Origin of the sequence: Nonomuraea sp. NPDC026600 (genome assembly GCF_040638335.1) — a bacterium.
Lineage (GTDB): Bacteria > Actinomycetota > Actinomycetes > Streptosporangiales > Streptosporangiaceae > Nonomuraea.
Genome location: NZ_JBEZYD010000009.1, coordinates 319,434 through 335,924, shown reverse-complemented (window position 1 = coordinate 335,924; position 16,491 = coordinate 319,434). Strand labels below are relative to the sequence as shown.

Here is a 16,491-nt window from a genome sequence, read left to right as displayed (position 1 = left end):
CCCAGGTGAAGACTTATCTTGTAGAAGAAATCAGCACACAATCGAGTCCCAAAAAAGTCCTTCGGCTGGGGTCTCGTTGTCATGTTTCGTCAAGCACCCGTCAAGATGCTGAGGGGACAGGTGAGGGATAGTCGTGGGTAACGACCTTGATCCGCGTCTAACACCAGTTCAGCGCTTCGGAAAGGAGCTGGCGCGGACCCGCAGAGAGCACGATTTGACACAGGTTGCGCTCGGCAAGCGCTTGGGGTGCTCGTCATCGCTTGTGGCGCATGTTGAGAAGGGGGACCGGACGCCCAAGCCCGACTTCGCCGCAGGATGCGATCAGATTTTCGCGACAGGCGACCGCTTCGTCCGCCTGCGTCGCAGCATCACATCTCCGTCCGGGCCAGACTGGTACCTCCGGTGGACAGACGAGATCGAGCCCTCGGCACGCGTTCTCAGAAGCTGGGATCCTCTCCTGTTCCCTGGCTTGCTCCAGGCCGAGAGCTACGCCAGAGCCGTTTTTCGAGGCGGGCTCGCGGGGACCTCAGACAAAAGCGTTGAGGATGGTGTCAGCGCTCGCATGCACCGCCAGCTCATCCTCGACACCGAAACACCGCCCACGCTGTGGGTCCTCTTTGATGAGATGGTGCTTCGTCGCCCTGTCGGGGGTCCGCAAGTCATGGCCGCGCAACTGGAGTATCTCCTTGCCGTTGCCGACCGCCCCTACATGACGGTGCAAGTCGTCCCCTTCGACACCCCATGTACCGCTGGCCTGCTGTCCAGCTTCATCATCGCTGAGCTACTGGACGGCCCCACGGCTGTATCGGTGGACTCCGCAGGTAGAGGCGAGGTGTCGGCTGAACACGACTTCGTTACGCTGATCTGGGATAGATATGACAAACTACGAGCAGAGGCGTACCGTCCCGGACAGTCTCTAGAGATGATCGAGGAAGCCCGAGACCAATGGAAGCTCAAGACCTAATCCATGCGGACCTCCTCCGGGCGGCATGGAAGAAGAGTTCCCTCAGCGGCGACAACGGCGGAAACTGTGTCGAGGTCGCCAGCAATATCCCCGGAATCGTCGCCGTGCGTGACAGCAAGAGCCCGAACGGCCCTGCGCTCGTCTTCACCCCGGGCGAGTGGCGAGCCTTCCTCGGCGGTATCAAGCTCGGCGAGTTCGACGCATAGTCTGATTGCCCTCGGGCAACGAGACTCTGCCATCCCCTTTAGGGGTATGAGCCGTTTCCATATTGCATTCGCAGGCGCCTGACCACTTCCGTCGGTCAGGCGCTTTTGCGTCATCGACCAGGCGTCAAAGGCAGGGGTCGACACACGGACGATCAAGCTGGCAGAGCCGTATCCAGGTAAGTGATGTCGCTGGTGGCCACATACAGGCGCCAGCTCAGCACACCATGGCGCGTCACGACGGTGACGCAGACCAGCGGCGATGAGCCAGGCGACGAGGTCGGCGAAGTAGCCGTCTCCCGAGCCGATGACGACCCGTTCGAAGCGCAGGTCAATACGATCGCCGATCGCCGTCTCCGTCAGCACGCTGTCGGCGCCGTCCGGACCCGAGCGGGTGAGGATCTGAGCTCCACGGAACCCGCGGCCGACCTCGATCAGCGAGCGCGGATTGACCCCAACGACGAACTGGTCCACGGGGCCGACCGGCACCCGCTGCTGCTATTCGGTCGGGCGTGCTCGCAGAGAGGGCGATGTCGCTGGTCAGAGAGTCGCGCTATGGCGATGCGGCAGGCGTACTCGCCGAAGTCGCCGTCCCGGCAAGCCGCTTCCCCGAGGACGACGCGCGGCTCTTGGAGGTGCGTCGCCAGATAGGCGAGCTGGAAGTCGGCGTCGGCGATGTGGACAAGGCTCGCGTCACACTCACGGACTTGCGGAATGACCTCACCAGGCTCTACGGCCTAGACCACGGGGCGACGATCCGCGTGTCCGAGTTGCTGGCAAGTCTTTCCTGATGGCGTTCGCCGTTTGCCTGGATCGCGCTCATGCCCACGGCGGATGCCGGCTCGTGGGCACCGACCCGCTACGCCACCAGGAACAGCACGACCCATTCACCGACGAAGCGCCGGCCGAGGCCCGCCTGAGGATCTTCGGGTTCTCGACTCAGAATGGTGGCAGAATGTGACCATGCCACCACCCCGAGCGAGATACTTCAATACAACCGGTCCCTGCGATCCGCAGCTCCACTACATGCTGCCCCCCACACCACGGCTTCCCGAGGCGCGGGCGCTGATCGAGATGGACCGCTACTTCGTGCTGCACGCGCCCCGGCAGACCGGGAAGACGACCACGCTGCGCACCCTGGCCTCCGAACTCACCGCCGAGGATGACATCGCTGCCCTGTCGTTCTCCTGCGAGCGTGCCAAGTCGGCCGGCGACGACTACGCCGCTGCGGAGTCGCTTCTGCTGGATTCCCTCCGTCAAGCCGCCGCGCGATCGGGATGGCCGGAGGAACTGCTGCCACCGGATCCCTGGCCCCAGGTCACGCCGGGCAGCCGGTTCAATGAAGCGCTGAGCGAGTGGTGCCGCCGCTGCCCGCGCCGGGTGGTGCTGTTCCTCGACGAGATCGACGCCCTACAGGGCAACAGCATGGTCAGCATCCTCAGCCAGCTCCGCGACGGCCACAACGCGCGGCCAGAAGGCCAGCCGTTCCCCACCTCCATCGTGCTGTGCGGATTGCGCGACCTGCGCGACTACAAGGTTGCCTCGGGCGGCGACCCCGGCCGGTCCAACCCGGCCAGCCCGTTCAACATCATCCGCAAGTCGCTGCGCCTGGGCGACTTCACCGCCGACCAGATCGCCGAACTCTACGACCAGCACACCCAGGCGACCGGCCAGGGGTTCACCAAGGACGCGGTGGAGCGGGTCTTCGAGCTGACCCAGGGACAGCCCTGGCTGGTCAACGCCCTCGCCAACGAGGTCGTGGTCGAAATGGAGGTGCGCGGCACCATCAACACCGCGCAGGTGGAAGACGCCAAGGAGCGGCTGATCCGGGCACGCGCCACCCACCTGGACGCCCTGGTAGCCCGCCTGCACGAACCCCGGGTCAAGCGAGTGATCGAACCGATCGTGGCCGGCACGTCTCCAGGCCTGGACACCGCCTTCGACGAGGCCGCCTCCTACGTCCACGACCTGGGCCTCATTCGCGAAACCAGGGACCTGGAGATCGCCAACCCCATATATCGGGAAGTCCTGCTTCGAGTGCTGGGCGATCGCACGGAACGGTTCGTACGCGCCGATCCGCACAGCTTCGTACTGCCCGACGGCCGTTTCGACCTGCCGCGACTGCTGCAGGAGTTCGTCATGTTCTGGCGCGAGCACGGCGAGGTGCTCATCCAGCAGGAGGGCTACCACGAGGCCGCCTGCCAGATCATCCTCATGGCCTTCCTGCACCGGCTGGTCAACGGCGGAGGCCAGCTCGACCGCGAGTACGCCGCCGGCACCAAACGCCTGGACGTCCTGGTCCGCTGGCCCTACACCGGCCCCGAAGGCGAACGGCTCACGCAGCGCGAAGCCATGGAGCTGAAGGTCTGGCGAGCAAGCGAGAACGACCCGATGCCCGACGGCCTCGCGCAACTCGACCGGTACCTGGACCGCCTCACCCTCACCACCGGCGCACTGGTGATCTTCGACCGGCGACCCGAAGCACCGCCATGGAAGGAACGAGGCGCTTTCGAGCAGGCGACCACCCCGTCCGGCCGCCAGGTCACCGTCCTGCGTGCGTGAGGGGTGTCCTGGCTCGGTGAATGTGCTGTCATGCAGCCTGTAGGGCGTCAATACCCCGTCAAACCACAGATCAGAGCCATCGTGGCTGCATTTTGCCGCGGAACAAGACGATCCGGACAACGGCCCCCGCACAAGGGAAGGTGGCTTATCCGATTTGTTTGAGTCCCGGAATATGCGCACTCCGGCCTTTCAAAGAAAGAACCGGGAAATAGACCGGCGCGCCGCCAGAGGCAAGGATAGGGTCGGCTCATCGAATAAGGCAAGATCATGGTCAGCGACATTCCGTGATCACAGCCGAACGGAACGTGTTTAATTCTGGGAATGCGCCCTTCCGCTCCACGTCACGGTATTTCCGAATGCAATTCTGATGACGGAAGAAGGGCGCCGGGCCTCGCCATTCGGCTCAGGCCCGGCGCACGTCGGCTCAGGCGGGCACTCTGGTGCAGACGGTGTTGTTGACTTTGAACTCGGCCGGTATGGCGTTCGTCCCGGTGGCGGTCGCCGAGAAGCCGAAGCTCTGGCTGGAGCCGGGGCCGATGTAACGGTTGAAGGTGTCGTCGCGGGCGGTCACCTGGGTGCCGGTCTGGACCACCACGGCGTTCCAGGCGGTCGTGATCTGCTGGTTGCCCGACCAGGCCCAGGTCACGGTCCAGCCGTCGATGGGGGTCGTGCCGGTGTTCCTGATGGTCACGCTGCCGTTGAAGGCGCCGTCCCAGGCGCCGGTGGCATAGGCGACCTCGCAGGACGTGCCCATCTTGAGCCCGCCGCGCAGGAAGGTCGCGAAGTTGGCCCAGGTGGGATTCAGCGTGCCGGTGCCGACGCTCTCGCCGCAGTCGGTGGTGGTGCGGACGGTCTGCAGGCCGTAGTGGGCGGAGTCCATGACCTGGACCATCATGTGGTCCGCGGCGGGCACCGAGACGAACGTGGCGTCACCGCACTGAGCCTTGATCCTGTCGTAGAGCAGGACGCTCTGCCCGTGCGGCACCAGGAAGTCGGCCTGGCCGTGCAGGAACATCAGCGGCGGGTCGTTGGCGTCGACGTACGCCATCGGATTGGCCTGGGCCACCGTGGCCGGGCACGTCTGGATCGGGCAGCCGACCAGGAGGGATTCCGGGGAGGCGGGAGAGTTGTGGTCCAGCCCGCCGGTCGGCAGGTTCTGCGCGTTCATCTGCAGGAAGTCGGTCGGGCTGTAGAAGGCGATCCCCGCCTGCACGGCGCTGGAGACGCCGGTCGTGCCGACGGTGCCCTCCAGCGCCGCCACGCCGCCGGACAGGGTAGCCATCTCCGTCAGCCAGCCGCCCGAGGATTCGCCCATGATCGCAAATCGATTGGGGTCGAGGTTGTAGGTGGCGGCGTTCGCGCGCAGCCAGCGGATGGCCGCCTTGATGTCGTGCACCTGTGCCGGGAAGACGGCTTGGGAGCTGGACCGGACGCTGACGCCGGCCACGGCGAAGCCCAGCGGGTTGAAGATGGCCGCGATCGCGTCCGCGCCGACCTTGCCGTTGTCACCCGTCCACGCCGAGCCCTTGTGCCAGATCAGCAGCGGCCGGGGCGTGATGCCGGTGGACGGCTGGTAGAGGTCCAGGAGATGCCCCCTGCTACCGGCCGGTTGTGCGGGCGCGTAAGCGATGTCGGTGATCGCCGTCATGGCGTGGGCCGGCGGCGCGAAGGATGCCGGCACACCGACGGCGGCCAGCACGGTCATCACCACGCCGACGAGCATGGCCGTGCGGGTTCGAGCTTGCATGGTGCGACTCCGGTCAGTCGGATGATCGCCGCTTCCCCAGTGGCCGTCCGTGGTCTCCTGCGACGCCGGGGCAGCCGCGATCAGCACGCCGACCGTGGCGCCTGCGAGAACGAACGTCCCGCTCGAGTGCCGTGGCTCACATCGATATGGACGGGGAGACGATATGGCACCTAAGTAACGATGGTCAAAGTTTTCGCCGCATCGCGCTAACCGACCAGGAAAAGAAGCATAAAACGTACTTTATAGGCAGATAGAGCGACGACAGGCTCAGATCATCCATGGCATGCACAGGCAGCCAGAAAAAGCGACCCCAAGAAGTGACGGCGGTCTTACTGACGGTAAACGTCGGTGAAACCTGCACAGCTCCGCGATAACGCCGATGGAAGTTTCAGCTCCTTCCGCGACCGATTCGTCCCTGACAATTTTCGTGGCAGGTTTTGAGTGCTAGTGTCCAGCTTCATGATCTCCCCAGCCCCAGGAGGATGAATGCGAAAGGTACGCGCTGTTCTCGTCTCGGCCGTCATGGTCCTCGGAGTGTCGCTGACGAGTGGCGCCGCCCCGGCGCATGCCGACGGCGCCGCCAGACTGTCCGGTGTCTTCACAGACCTTTCGGAGTGCGAGCGGATCGGAACCAAGGGCATCACCCAGAACTGGTGGGACGACTATTCATGCGTATGGGAGCCCCGGTACGGCTACTACTTCCTCTACGCGTGACCCGGTGAAACGCACGCACCCCCGGCCGTCAGGATCGAACCGGGGGCGCGTGCGCTCGCCACCGAGGCTTCGGTTCCTTGACCGCCATGACGGCGGCCAGGGAGATCACGCAGAGCACCATGATGGAGGCGCCGACGGACAGAGCGGATCCCGTGCTCTGCACCAGAGCCTGGGCGATCGTGGGGGCGAAAGCCCCGCCCAGGATGTCGTCGCGGGTCTCCATCAGCAGGAAGAGCGGGATCATCCAGTTCTTGCTGTTGTGGCGCAACAGGTCGCGCAGCGGCGCGGAAGAGGTCCTGGTGCGCTGCTGCGGTTCCGTGAACACCGCTCGTGTTTCGCACTTGTGGGTGATCATGTTTCGGCGGCGGCCCAGGCTGCGATGACGGCATGGGTTTCTTCGGGTGCGGCCTGGTAGGGGGCTTGGGGCCGAAAACGTTCGGCGATGATGACACGGCGGAGCTTGATCGCCATGTCTTCGAAGGACGGTTCGGTCTTGGTGGCGTACCAGCGGGATCGTGCCCGTCGTTCGGCGGTGTCGGCAGGGCCGTGTCCGTGGGTGGTGGTGATCAGATTCTCGCGCTCCCCGGCACGTCAGCTCACGTACGAGTCGTACCCGAGTTTGATCGCGACCGCCACCCCGCACCCCGCGGCCAGATACCGCAGGCTCTGGCCGGGCAACCGGCGGGCGATCTTCGGCCCCAGCCACCCGCCCAGCAGGAACCCGGTCGCCAGCGGCAGCGCCGCCCCCCAGTCCACCGGCCCGAACAGCGCGAACCCCAGCGCGGCCACCGCGTTCGCCAGCCCGGACAGCACGTTCTTCATCGCGTTCAGCTTGGCGGGCGGCTGGTCGAGGAAGCCCGACAGCACCGCGAACATCAGGATCCCGCCCGCCGCCCCGAAATACCCGATATAGATCGACACGACGAACAGCGCCACCCGGAACAACACCCCGTGCTCACCCCCCGGCCTGACGGCCGGCCGCCGGATCAGCAGCAGCGAGGCCCCGGCGATCAACCACGGTGCGATCAGCTCGAACGTCCGCGCCGGAGTCACCAGCAGCAGCAACGCGCCCGCCGCCCCGCCCAGCGCGGTCACCCAGCCGAGCCGCAGCACCCGGCCGCCCTGCCCCTCCAGTTCGGGCCGCGACCCGACCGCCGCGCCCACGCCGGTGAACATCAGCGCGACCGTGTTGGTGACGTTCGCGGTCAACGGCGGCAGGCCGAACGCGAGCAGCGCCGGGTAGGAGACGATCGACGCCAGGCTCACCACCGTACTGACCACCCCGGCGACCACCCCCGCCACGAGCAGGCCGAGTACCTCACCGGTGATCACCTGGCCATGCTAGGCCGTGTCCGTTTTGTCCCCGACGCCGGGTATCCGGGCCGGTCAGGACTCCGTGCCGCCAAGCCCGAGCAGATCGACCGATCGCCTGCGCATCTCCACCTTGCGGATCTTCCCGGTGACGGTCATCGGGAAGGCGTCCGTCACGTGCACGTACCGCGGGATCTTGAAGTGTGACAGCCGCCCCGCGCAGAACTCCCTGACCGCCTCGGCCGTCAGCGGCTCAGTGTCCTCCCGCATGATGACCCAGGCCATCAGCTCCTCGCCGTACTTCTCGTCGGGCACCCCGATCACCTGTACGTCCGCGATGTCCGGGTGGCGGTACAGGAACTCCTCGATCTCGCGCGGGTAGACGTTCTCCCCGCCGCGGATGACCATGTCCTTGATCCGCCCGACCACGTTGACGTAGCCCTCGTCGTCCATGGTGGCCAGGTCGCCGGTGTGCATCCAGCGGGCGACGTCGATGGCCTCGGCGGTCTTGCCCGGCTCGTCCCAGTAGCCGAGCATGACCGAATACCCGCGTGTACACAGCTCACCGGGCTCGCCGCGCGGCACGGTCAGCCCGGTCTCCGGGTGCACGATCTTCACCTCGACGTGCGGCAGCACCCGGCCGACGGTCTCGGTCCTGCGGGCCAGGTCGTCGTCGGACCTGGTCATCGTGGACACCGGGGACGTCTCGGTCATGCCGTAGCAGATGGCGACCTCGCGCATGTTCATCTCGCTGACGACGCGTTTCATCACCTCGACCGGGCAGGGTGACCCGGCCATGATGCCGGTTCTGAGTGTGCTCAGGTCGTATCCCTTCGCCACCCCCAGCTCGGCGATGAACATGGTCGGCACGCCGTACAGCGAGGTGCATCTTTCGTCCTGTACGGCCCGCAGCGTCGCCTCCGGCTCGAAGCTCGGCGCGGGGATCACCACGCAGGCCCCGTGCGAGGTGGCGCCGAGGTTGCCCATGACCATGCCGAAGCAGTGGTAGAAGGGCACCGGCAGGCAGACCCGGTCGGCCTCGGTGTAGTGGATCAGCTCGCCGACGAAGTAGCCGTTGTTGAGGATGTTGTGGTGCGACAGGGTCGCGCCCTTGGGGAAGCCGGTGGTGCCGGAGGTGTACTGGATGTTGATCGGGTCGTCGAAGGCCAGCTCCGACATGCGGGCCCGCAGCCGGTCCTCCTCGACGGTCTCGGTCAGGAGCGCGTCCCAGCCCGGGTCGTCCAGGTAGACGGCGTTCGCGTACCCGATCTCCTCGACCATCGCGCGATAGTCGCTGGTCTTGTGCGTCTGGGCGCTGATCAGCAGCCGCATGCCCGACTGCTTGACCACGTACTCCAGTTCGTGGCTCCGATAGGCCGGGTTGACGTTGACCAGGATCGCGCCGATCTTCGCCGTGGCGTACTGCACGAGCACCCACTCGGCGCGGTTGGGCGCCCAGATGCCCACCCGGTCGCCCTTCGCGATGCCCCTGGTCAGCAGGGCGAGCGCGAGACGGTTCACGTCGGCGTCGAGCTGGGCGTAGGTCCATCGGCGTCCGCTGGGAACGTCGACCAGGGCCTCCCGGTCGCCGAAGGCCGCGACGGTCCGTTCGAGGTTCTCGCCGATGGTCTCGCCCAGGAGGGGGGTCGGCGCGGTGGCACTCGAGTACGACTGCATGTCCACAGTGTCGGCCGCGTCCTGCCGTACGCACCAGACCCGTGTTCGGGCGACGATCCCCGACCCTGCCCGACACGGCATAGGTTGGGCCGCGTGCGTGTAAACCAGCTTCACCCCTGGCCGACGAGTGCCGAGGAGGCAGAGGCCATCCAGGAGCGCCTCCGGCTTCACGTCGAGCTGACCGGCCCGACCGAGTTCACGTTGGTTGCGGGCCTTGACGTGCATTACCACGGCGACGACGACGTAGCCGCCGCCGTGGTGGTGCTCTCCACAACCGCACCCACAGGCAGCGCCACGGACGGTCGCGCAGCGGGCGTCGCGGGTGGTCTCGTGGTGGTCGAGCAGGTGGTGGTGCGCGGCAAAGCGCGATTCCCTTACGTGCCGGGGCTCTTCGCCTTCCGCGAGTTGCCCGCGCTGGTGGAGGCGCTGGAGCGGCTCACCGTCACCCCTGACCTGCTGGTCTGCGACGGATACGGTCTGGCGCACCCGCGCGGGTTCGGCCTGGCGTGCCACCTGGGCGTACTGACCGGACTGCCCGCGATCGGCGTGGGCAAGACCCACTTCGTCGGCACCCACGACGCCCCGGCCCCCGCTCGCGGCGCGTGGACGCCGATCGACCTGAACGGCTCGACCGTGGGCCGGGCGCTGCGTACGCAGCAGGACGTCAAGCCGGTGTACGTGTCGCAGGGGCACCGCATCACCCTCGACACGGCCTGCGCCGAGGTCCTGCGGCTCTCGCCCTACCACCGCCTGCCGGAGCCCATCCGCAAGGCCGACCACCTGGCCAGACACGGCGACCTGTGACCGGCGACCCAGCTCCCCCGCGCCTGCTCAGCGGTGCACTGTTACGGACGTGGCCGAGCCGCGTCCTACTCCGCGTCGGCGGAGGGACATCGTAAGTCCGGCCGTCCCCGCAGTCGCAAGGCGCGGAGTGTCGGCGTGATCATGTAAGTTCCTGGCATGCATGACGACAGCAGTGAAAACGGCGACGACGGCTTGGACGCGTCAGACTCGGAAACCGCATTCTTGCGGGAGCAGATCGAACTTGCGGTTTTAGGTGGTTTTGATGACGAATGGGATATAGAGGACTGGCTGGCGGACGAAACGTCCGACGCAGATCTGTTGGATGAGCTGAAGGCGTACGCGGAAGAGTTGTTCCGGCAGCAGCAGACACGTGAGAACACCTGGCGCACCCCCACCGTGAACGACGCCATCGACCAGGCTTTCGAGCAGTTGAACGAACACGGCATAGTCGCGTTGCAGAACGCGGGCCACACGATGTCCGACGGCTGGAGCGACGCGCACGAGGCCGCCTCGGAGTTGCCGGATAAACCACGCGGCGCGGTCTTCTATCACGGCCAGGACCTCGAGTCCGGGATTCAAGGCGAAGGGCTGATGCTGGCGTTCGGCGCCTTTGAGAACGACGAGAAGAAGAGCGAAGCGGCGAGCACCGCCATAGCACGAGAAGTGTGTGACACTCTCGTCGCTCACGGGGTGCGGGTGAAGTGGGACGGCTCCGTTCACTCGCGTATCGAAATCACGCCGTTCTCGTGGCGAAAGCGCCGCTGGACCTCCGCCCCTTGATTCCAACCCGCCGCCGGAACGGCAGGTTCGTGGTGAAGGTCAGCGGCGCCAAGCCCAGACCAGCAGCCATACGCTGAGCCCGAAGACCAGCATCCCGAGCGGCACGTGCACGGTCAGCACGCCCGACCCGCCCATGGCGGACTGCACGAACCCGAGCAGCAGTACCGCCAGCCCGACCAGCGCGGGCCACCCCGCGCCGCGTCCAGGCCGCCAGACGAGCACGGCCGCGACGAGCTGCGCCAGCCCCAGCACGTGTACGGCCGCCGCCCCCATCCCGTGCGACCCCGCCGCCGCCCCGCTGAGCAACTGGCCGGCCGTCACGGCCTGGAAGAGCATCGACAGCGTGTTCAGTGCGGCGAGGATCTTGAAGGCGGTCAGATATCCGCTCCCCTTGGCGACCTGGGTGACCATTCGACTCTCCTTCGACCTTGTGAGGTCTCAAGGATCTTGCCGCCGCGGCAGCGCGACATCCCCCGCCCGTCGTCATCCTCTCTACGCCAGGAGTCGTACGCCACGGCAGCCCGCCGTCAAACTGTGCTCCTAGATGGATTTCACCCATGAACGGGCCAGCTTCTCAGGCATCGCGAGTTCGTCCTGAACAAGCTGGATCGCGTACGCCTCACGCCCACGCACCTTGAGCTGGCGGACACGGCCGGTGAGTTCCGTGGCCCGCACCGCGTCCGTGTACTTAAGCACGCGGCGCTGCCGGAGGCCCCTGACCGCGACAACGACAAATGAGATCCAAAACGCGACGAAGAGCAATGCGAAGACGAATAACGGCACAACGGAGAGGTCAGGCATGACGTGATCTTAGATGGCGGCTGGTGAACCTGAGCGATTCGGCTCAGGCCGTCCCACCAGCCGCCGGTCCGCTCACTTACCGGTTCAGGTGGAGCAGGTTCAGCACCTGCGCAGGCCGTACCTGCTGGGGTCGGCGTCGAAGGCGCTCGGTGTGTGCACCACGGAGGCCGGCACGTACCCGAAGGCGCCGAACCTGTCGCCGACGGTTCCGTACCAGGTGGTGTTGCCCCCCGGATGGAGCTCACCCTGTGTCCAGCAGGTGAACCAGCTATACGTGGTGTCGAGGAAGTCCACGGCGTCAACGGGCCGGGGCTCGTGGAACAGAGGGGCTCCGCCTTCGTTGGTGCAGTGCAGCCTGCCGTCGTGCGGATCGACTCCGCAGGCTTCGGCGGAGGCGGTGGACGGGGCGAGCCCGAGCAGCGCGAATGCCGCGGTGGCGATGGTCATGGCGATGACCTGACGCTTGTTCATCGGTATATCTCCTTCGGTGAAATCCGGAATTTCGAGAACACGTCACGGGCCGATGAGGTTGTAGTCGGCCAAGGTGCACTCGCGCAGGCCCGGCGCGGGGTCGTGGGCGGTGGCCACATGAACGGCGGGCAGGAAGCCCCAGCCGCGGTAGGGCGATATCGCCTTGTCACCCGCGGCGAGGTACCAGATGCTGTTGCCGCCCGCGTGCGGGCCACCCTCGACCCAGCACTGGAACCAGCTGAAGCCGCTCGTCAGTACGCCGGTCTCCGCGGTCTGGTAGGAGGCGTCGTAGGACAGGGTGATGTTCGGTGTGTTGCCGCACCAGAGCCTGCCGTCGCTCCGGACCCCGCACTCCTCGGCCGCCGCCAGGGCTGGGGCGGCGACGGCCCCGGCCCCCGGGAGGGCACCGAACACGGCCGCGGTCAGGAGGGTGGTGGCCGCGACATTGCGGATCATCATGGTGGTGGTCTGCCTTTCTGCTCCGTCAGGTGCGGCGGGTTCGCCGCGTTGAGAGCCAGCGAACTCGCACGGCCGAGGTGTCCAACAGGACCTCGGACGGACTCGGACGGAATCGAGCCACCCGGCGGCCAGGCTCGGACGGCCGATCACCGCCGCCGCCATCCCTCGGACACGCAGGGTAATCACTCGTACACTTTTCGACAGGAACTGGTGAACGGTCCGGACAGGGGGCGAGGGTTGGCGGCGATGAGCGACCATCCGGAAGGTGGCGAGGCTCCCCAGAGCGTCAGGCAGGCGCCCCGATCCGGGTTGGATTCGGTGACCTGCCACGAGGATCTGGTGAGGTTGCTGGCCGAGCAGTTCGCGCGGGCCGATACGTCACTGCGGGAGCTGCAACTGCGGGCGGACAAGGCGGGCGGCACCCGGCTGCCACGGGCGACCTGTGCGGACATGCTGGCCGGTCGGCGCTTCCCCAAGAAGGCGTTGATGGTGGTCTTCCTGCGGGCGTGCCGGGTGCCCGAACATCAGCTTCCGGCGTGGGAAAGGGCATGGGAGCGGGTACGGGTCGCCCGGATGCCCGCCGGGACGGAGCCGGATCGCAGCCCCGGCGGCGCGGCGCCCGCCACCCGGACAGAAGGGCCGGGCGAGGCAGAGCAGACCCCTGTCCCCCGCCGAAGCTGGCGCCCAGCCGCCGTGTCGGCGGCGTTGGCCGCGCTGGCGGCCGCGGGGGCGCTGAGCGTCATCATCGATCAGCGGGGATCGTCGCAACGCATCGCGTCCGACGGTTCCGGCAGCCCGGTGAGTCCCGGCCGCATCGTCAGCGACGATGGCCGGGCGTTCAGCGCCGGCGGGTCGAGCCGGTTCACCGCGACCGTCGATCCCGCCAACAGCGGAGTGCGGCTGATCCGCCGCCTGGACGCGGGCGTCGCCCGGCAGTACGCCACCATCACCGTGAACGGGGATCCGGCCGGGGCATGGCGGCAATTGCCCGGCGACAGCACCTACAAATGGAGGGAGCAGGCCGTCGAAATCCCGCCAACCCTGACCGCGGGCCGCCGCTCTCTCACCATCGTCAACACGTTCGTGTCCTCCTCCCTGGGCTTCAACGAGTTCCTCTACATCATCGAACAGAAGATCAACGGAGCCTGGTCGATCGCCGACACGGTCGACATCGGCCCTGACCACACCGCCAGCGAGGCCGCGCACGACTACCACATCGTGGGGCAGGGCTGGGCCGATACCCAGACGTTCACCTATCCACCGCGTGAGGAGGACTGGAGGGGCGAGTGAGCTCACACGCGGCGCGTCAGCCCGCGCCGAAGCACACGAACGTGGACAACGACTCCCCCACCGACGCCGACTCCGACGCGGCGGCCAGCGCGGCCGCCGGTGACAGGCCGAGCGCGAGCTGCCGGTGGTAGGCCGCCATGACCGCTATGGCCGTCTCGTCAGGCACCTTGGCCACGCTGGAGACGACGGTGGGCGTGCCCATGTAGAGCAGGGCGGCGGTGAAACCGAGCAGTTCGTCGCCGGGCCGTACCACCAGCCGTCCGATGTCGCAGGCGGACAGGACGACGTGCCGCGGCGCCGTACGCAGGCGTTGAACGTCGTGGGCCATCAGCGGTCCGTCGCTCAGTACGAGGCGGGAGAACAGGACGTTCTCCCGCTCGTGGTGCCCATGGGCGGCCAGATGGGCGATGGACGCGCCGTCGAGCGCCTCCAGGGTGGCCGCGACCGTCGCCGCCGAGCCGGTGAGCTGCCGCGCCTTGGGGTAGAGGGCGGCGATCTGTTCGATCTCGGGTTCCACTGACGTGAGGTTGGGGCCCGCGACCAGGAGCGGCGGTTCGCCGTCGGCGACGCCGGCCAGGCGGGCCCGCTGGGCGGCGGCCCAGACCTGGGCGGAGGGTGCCGCCACCACGGGCTTGCCGACGAGGCCTGGCAGCGTGCCCCAGGGGATCGCCGACAGGGCCATGGTCGGGACGACGACGATCCCGTGTGCCCCGGCGAGCGCCGGCAGTAGCGGCGTGAGCAGCCCGTCGGCGATGGTGGCGAGCTGCCGTCGCAGGGACGCGTCGATCACCGCCGCCAGGTTCGGCCGGAGGTTGCGCCCGGCGCGGGCGTTGAGGTCGCCGGTCAGCCGCTGTACGGCCTCGGCCAGCGGCGCGTACGCCCCGAGCTCCAGGAGACGACACCTCCCGGCGCCCAGGACGAGGGCCAGCAGCCTGCCCCGGACGTTCAGCAGGCTCACCAGCGCGAGACCGGCGGCGGCCAGCTCGGCCTCGACCACGCCGGTCGAGGCGGGGGCCAGGCTCTCGCGTGCCCCGGGAAGCTGCCAGCCGCGTTCCCTGATGAGGCGTTCCAGCTCCAGGCAGCGCCTGCGGATCTCCGGGTCGCGGCGCGCCGCCGCCTCCCCCGCGTGCAGTTGCTGGGCGAGGTGGCGCAGCTCGGCCAGCGCCTCGGCCGTCGGCTCGTCGTGCTGGGGGCGGATCGGCGGGAAGCGGAACGCCTGCGCCCGGCACCGCTCCGACCACTCGAACACCAGCCGCGCCGAGCCGTTCGCCAGCGCCGCCGCCAGGCCCGCGGCCGCGAGGTCGGACCCCAGCGCGGTGACGCCGGTCTGCATGTCCAGGCTGCCCAGCCGGCCGCGATGCGCGTGAATCAGCGCCAGCCCCGAACGGACCCGCCGCAGCGCCTGGCCGCGCAGCCCCCGCGCACTGGCGAGCTCGGCCTCGGCCAGCCGCCGCATCAACCGCACCTCCAGCGGCGCGACGCGAGAGCCGGCGCCGAGCCGCACTTCAATCGGCGCGGCGCTGGAATCGGAGCCCAGCCGCACTTCTAGCGGCGCGCCGTGGGAGCCTGGCGGCGCCACGAGCGGCGCCGCTCGGCCCCAGAGCGCCTCCGCCTCGGCGAGGCTCCCGGCGGCGACCAGCGCCCTGGTCGCCAGCAGCGCCGCCGTCTCGCTCTCGTCCCGCAGGCCGAGCTCGGCACACCTGGCCGCCAGATCCCCAGCCTTGCGCGCGACAGCCCCTGGTCTGGCGCCCTGATCCCGGGCCGGGCCGGCGAACTCCGCGCGCAGTCGCATCAGCTCCGCTCGCAGCGCCCAGGCCGGGCTGCGTCTGCGGCGGAAGCGGTCCTCGGCCCGCCGCGCCCAGGCGCGCGCCTCCGCGAACCGCCCGGCGTGCAGCGCCGCCTGGGCGCGGGCCAGCTCCGCCTCGGCGTAGTCCTGCATCAGCCGCTGTTTGCGGAACCCGTCGAGCGCCCCGTCGAGCGTACGGCCGGCTTCGTCGGCGAGACCGGCGGCCAGCAGCGCCCTGGCCTGGTCCAGCGCGAGTACGGGCAGGAACCCCGGGTTGACCCGGCGGTAGGCGCGTTCCACCTCGCCGAACACCGCCAGAGCCGTCGGGATGTCGCCCAGCAGCAGGTCGCAGTAGCCGTCGTTGTGCCGCGCCTTGGCCTCGATGACCTCGTGGCCGTGGGCCCTGGCGAGCTCGGCGCTGCGGCGCGCGTCCGCGCGGGCCAGGCCGGCCTTGCCCGTCATGAGGTGGATGACCGACCGGTTGAGCAGCACTCTGGCCAGCTCCACGCTGCGGGCGAGCCGCGGCACGGCGAGGTCGAGCAGTTCGAGCGCCTCGGCGGTACGGCCGGTACGCAGGTACATCAGCCCCCGCTGCCCCTGCACGATCGCCAGCTCGGCGGGCGGCGCCCATCGTTGCGCCTCGCCGAGCAGCTCCGTGCCGCGGGCGGAGTGGCCCTGTTCGGCCTCGGCGTGGGCGAGGCTGGTCAGGAGGCGGGTGAGCAGCGCCGCCCGCTCCGGATCCCCGGCCTCAGGGGGCGCGCCTGCCTCCCAGCGCAGCAGCGCCAGGCCCTGCCGCAGCCGCCGCGCGGCGAGCCCCGGGTGGCCGTCGTCGGTCGCGGCGACGGCCAGCCCGTGCAGGCGGGCCGCCCGCTCGTAGATCTCCGAGCCTTCTGCGGTGACCTTGCTCACGGAGGGATTCACC

17 protein-coding genes are annotated in these 16,491 nt (G+C 68.2%); 8 read left to right on the top strand and 9 right to left on the bottom strand.

The features are described 5' to 3' along the window. Positions 1-133 precede the first annotated feature (133 nt). From AB0F17_RS23295 to AB0F17_RS23280, 4 genes are all read left to right on the top strand, one after another. On the top strand, positions 134-964 hold the full coding sequence (locus tag AB0F17_RS23295; protein ID WP_358026132.1) for a helix-turn-helix transcriptional regulator: 831 nt from the start codon (positions 134-136) through the stop codon (positions 962-964). Continuing rightward, entirely contained in the window at positions 946-1,170 is a 225-nt protein-coding gene (locus AB0F17_RS23290) for a DUF397 domain-containing protein (protein ID WP_358026130.1), read from the top strand. The genes AB0F17_RS23295 and AB0F17_RS23290 overlap by 19 nt, the downstream gene beginning before the upstream one ends. 509 nt (positions 1,171-1,679) lie before the next feature. Next, on the top strand, positions 1,680-1,958 hold the full coding sequence (locus tag AB0F17_RS23285; RefSeq protein WP_358026128.1) for a hypothetical protein: 279 nt from the start codon (positions 1,680-1,682) through the stop codon (positions 1,956-1,958). A gap of 172 nt (positions 1,959-2,130) precedes the next feature. Then, complete coding sequence (locus AB0F17_RS23280; protein ID WP_358026126.1) at positions 2,131-3,729, top strand: ATP-binding protein; 1,599 nt, start codon at positions 2,131-2,133, stop codon at positions 3,727-3,729. Between the two features lie 424 nt (positions 3,730-4,153). On the opposite strand, the gene AB0F17_RS23275 is transcribed toward AB0F17_RS23280, so the two are convergent. Then, positions 4,154-5,476 carry a cellulose binding domain-containing protein gene (locus AB0F17_RS23275; protein WP_358026124.1) on the bottom strand — a complete coding sequence of 441 codons (1,323 nt, stop codon included), beginning with the start codon at positions 5,474-5,476 and terminating at the stop codon, positions 4,154-4,156. Between the two features lie 486 nt (positions 5,477-5,962). Between AB0F17_RS23275 and AB0F17_RS23270 the strand changes: the two genes are divergently transcribed. Further along, positions 5,963-6,190 carry a hypothetical protein gene (locus AB0F17_RS23270; RefSeq protein ID WP_358026122.1) on the top strand — a complete coding sequence of 76 codons (228 nt, stop codon included), beginning with the start codon at positions 5,963-5,965 and terminating at the stop codon, positions 6,188-6,190. A gap of 28 nt (positions 6,191-6,218) precedes the next feature. Here the strand turns inward: AB0F17_RS23270 and AB0F17_RS23265 are convergent, their stop codons facing one another. The 3 genes from AB0F17_RS23265 to AB0F17_RS23255 form a co-directional block, all read right to left on the bottom strand. Next, complete coding sequence (locus AB0F17_RS23265; protein ID WP_358026120.1) at positions 6,219-6,515, bottom strand: hypothetical protein; 297 nt, start codon at positions 6,513-6,515, stop codon at positions 6,219-6,221. 266 nt (positions 6,516-6,781) lie between these two features. Continuing rightward, complete coding sequence (locus tag AB0F17_RS23260) at positions 6,782-7,522, bottom strand: sulfite exporter TauE/SafE family protein (protein WP_358026118.1); 741 nt, start codon at positions 7,520-7,522, stop codon at positions 6,782-6,784. Positions 7,523-7,576: 54 nt separating this feature from the next. Next, the gene (locus tag AB0F17_RS23255; protein ID WP_358026116.1) at positions 7,577-9,178 is read right to left on the bottom strand and encodes an AMP-binding protein; all 1,602 of its coding nucleotides are present in this window, start codon (positions 9,176-9,178) and stop codon (positions 7,577-7,579) included. A 93-nt stretch (positions 9,179-9,271) separates the two neighbouring features. On the opposite strand from AB0F17_RS23255, the gene AB0F17_RS23250 reads away from it, so the two are divergent. Both AB0F17_RS23250 and AB0F17_RS23245 read left to right on the top strand, forming a co-directional pair. Further along, on the top strand, positions 9,272-9,982 hold the full coding sequence (locus tag AB0F17_RS23250; protein WP_358026114.1) for an endonuclease V: 711 nt from the start codon (positions 9,272-9,274) through the stop codon (positions 9,980-9,982). Positions 9,983-10,138: 156 nt separating this feature from the next. After that, entirely contained in the window at positions 10,139-10,762 is a 624-nt protein-coding gene (locus AB0F17_RS23245) for a hypothetical protein (protein ID WP_358026112.1), read from the top strand. Between the two features lie 39 nt (positions 10,763-10,801). Here the strand turns inward: AB0F17_RS23245 and AB0F17_RS23240 are convergent, their stop codons facing one another. The 4 genes from AB0F17_RS23240 to AB0F17_RS23225 all read right to left on the bottom strand — a co-directional run bounded on the left by AB0F17_RS23240 (position 10,802) and on the right by AB0F17_RS23225 (position 12,493). Beyond that, positions 10,802-11,173, bottom strand: coding sequence for a hypothetical protein (locus AB0F17_RS23240; RefSeq protein WP_358026110.1), 372 nt, complete (start codon positions 11,171-11,173; stop codon positions 10,802-10,804). A 129-nt stretch (positions 11,174-11,302) separates the two neighbouring features. Beyond that, the gene (locus tag AB0F17_RS23235; protein ID WP_358026108.1) at positions 11,303-11,563 is read right to left on the bottom strand and encodes a hypothetical protein; all 261 of its coding nucleotides are present in this window, start codon (positions 11,561-11,563) and stop codon (positions 11,303-11,305) included. Positions 11,564-11,662: 99 nt separating this feature from the next. Further along, positions 11,663-12,034 (bottom strand): hypothetical protein, encoded by a 372-nt coding sequence (locus tag AB0F17_RS23230; RefSeq protein ID WP_358026106.1) that lies wholly within the window; start codon positions 12,032-12,034, stop codon positions 11,663-11,665. 42 nt (positions 12,035-12,076) lie between these two features. Further along, positions 12,077-12,493: a hypothetical protein gene (locus AB0F17_RS23225; RefSeq protein ID WP_358026104.1), complete on the bottom strand. Its 417-nt coding sequence runs from the start codon at positions 12,491-12,493 to the stop codon at positions 12,077-12,079. A 246-nt stretch (positions 12,494-12,739) separates the two neighbouring features. Between AB0F17_RS23225 and AB0F17_RS23220 the strand changes: the two genes are divergently transcribed. Next, positions 12,740-13,783: a hypothetical protein gene (locus tag AB0F17_RS23220; RefSeq protein ID WP_358026103.1), complete on the top strand. Its 1,044-nt coding sequence runs from the start codon at positions 12,740-12,742 to the stop codon at positions 13,781-13,783. A 16-nt stretch (positions 13,784-13,799) separates the two neighbouring features. On the opposite strand, the gene AB0F17_RS23215 is transcribed toward AB0F17_RS23220, so the two are convergent. Next, positions 13,800-16,478: a CHAT domain-containing protein gene (locus AB0F17_RS23215; protein WP_358026101.1), complete on the bottom strand. Its 2,679-nt coding sequence runs from the start codon at positions 16,476-16,478 to the stop codon at positions 13,800-13,802. Between the last annotated feature and the right edge of the window lie 13 nt (positions 16,479-16,491).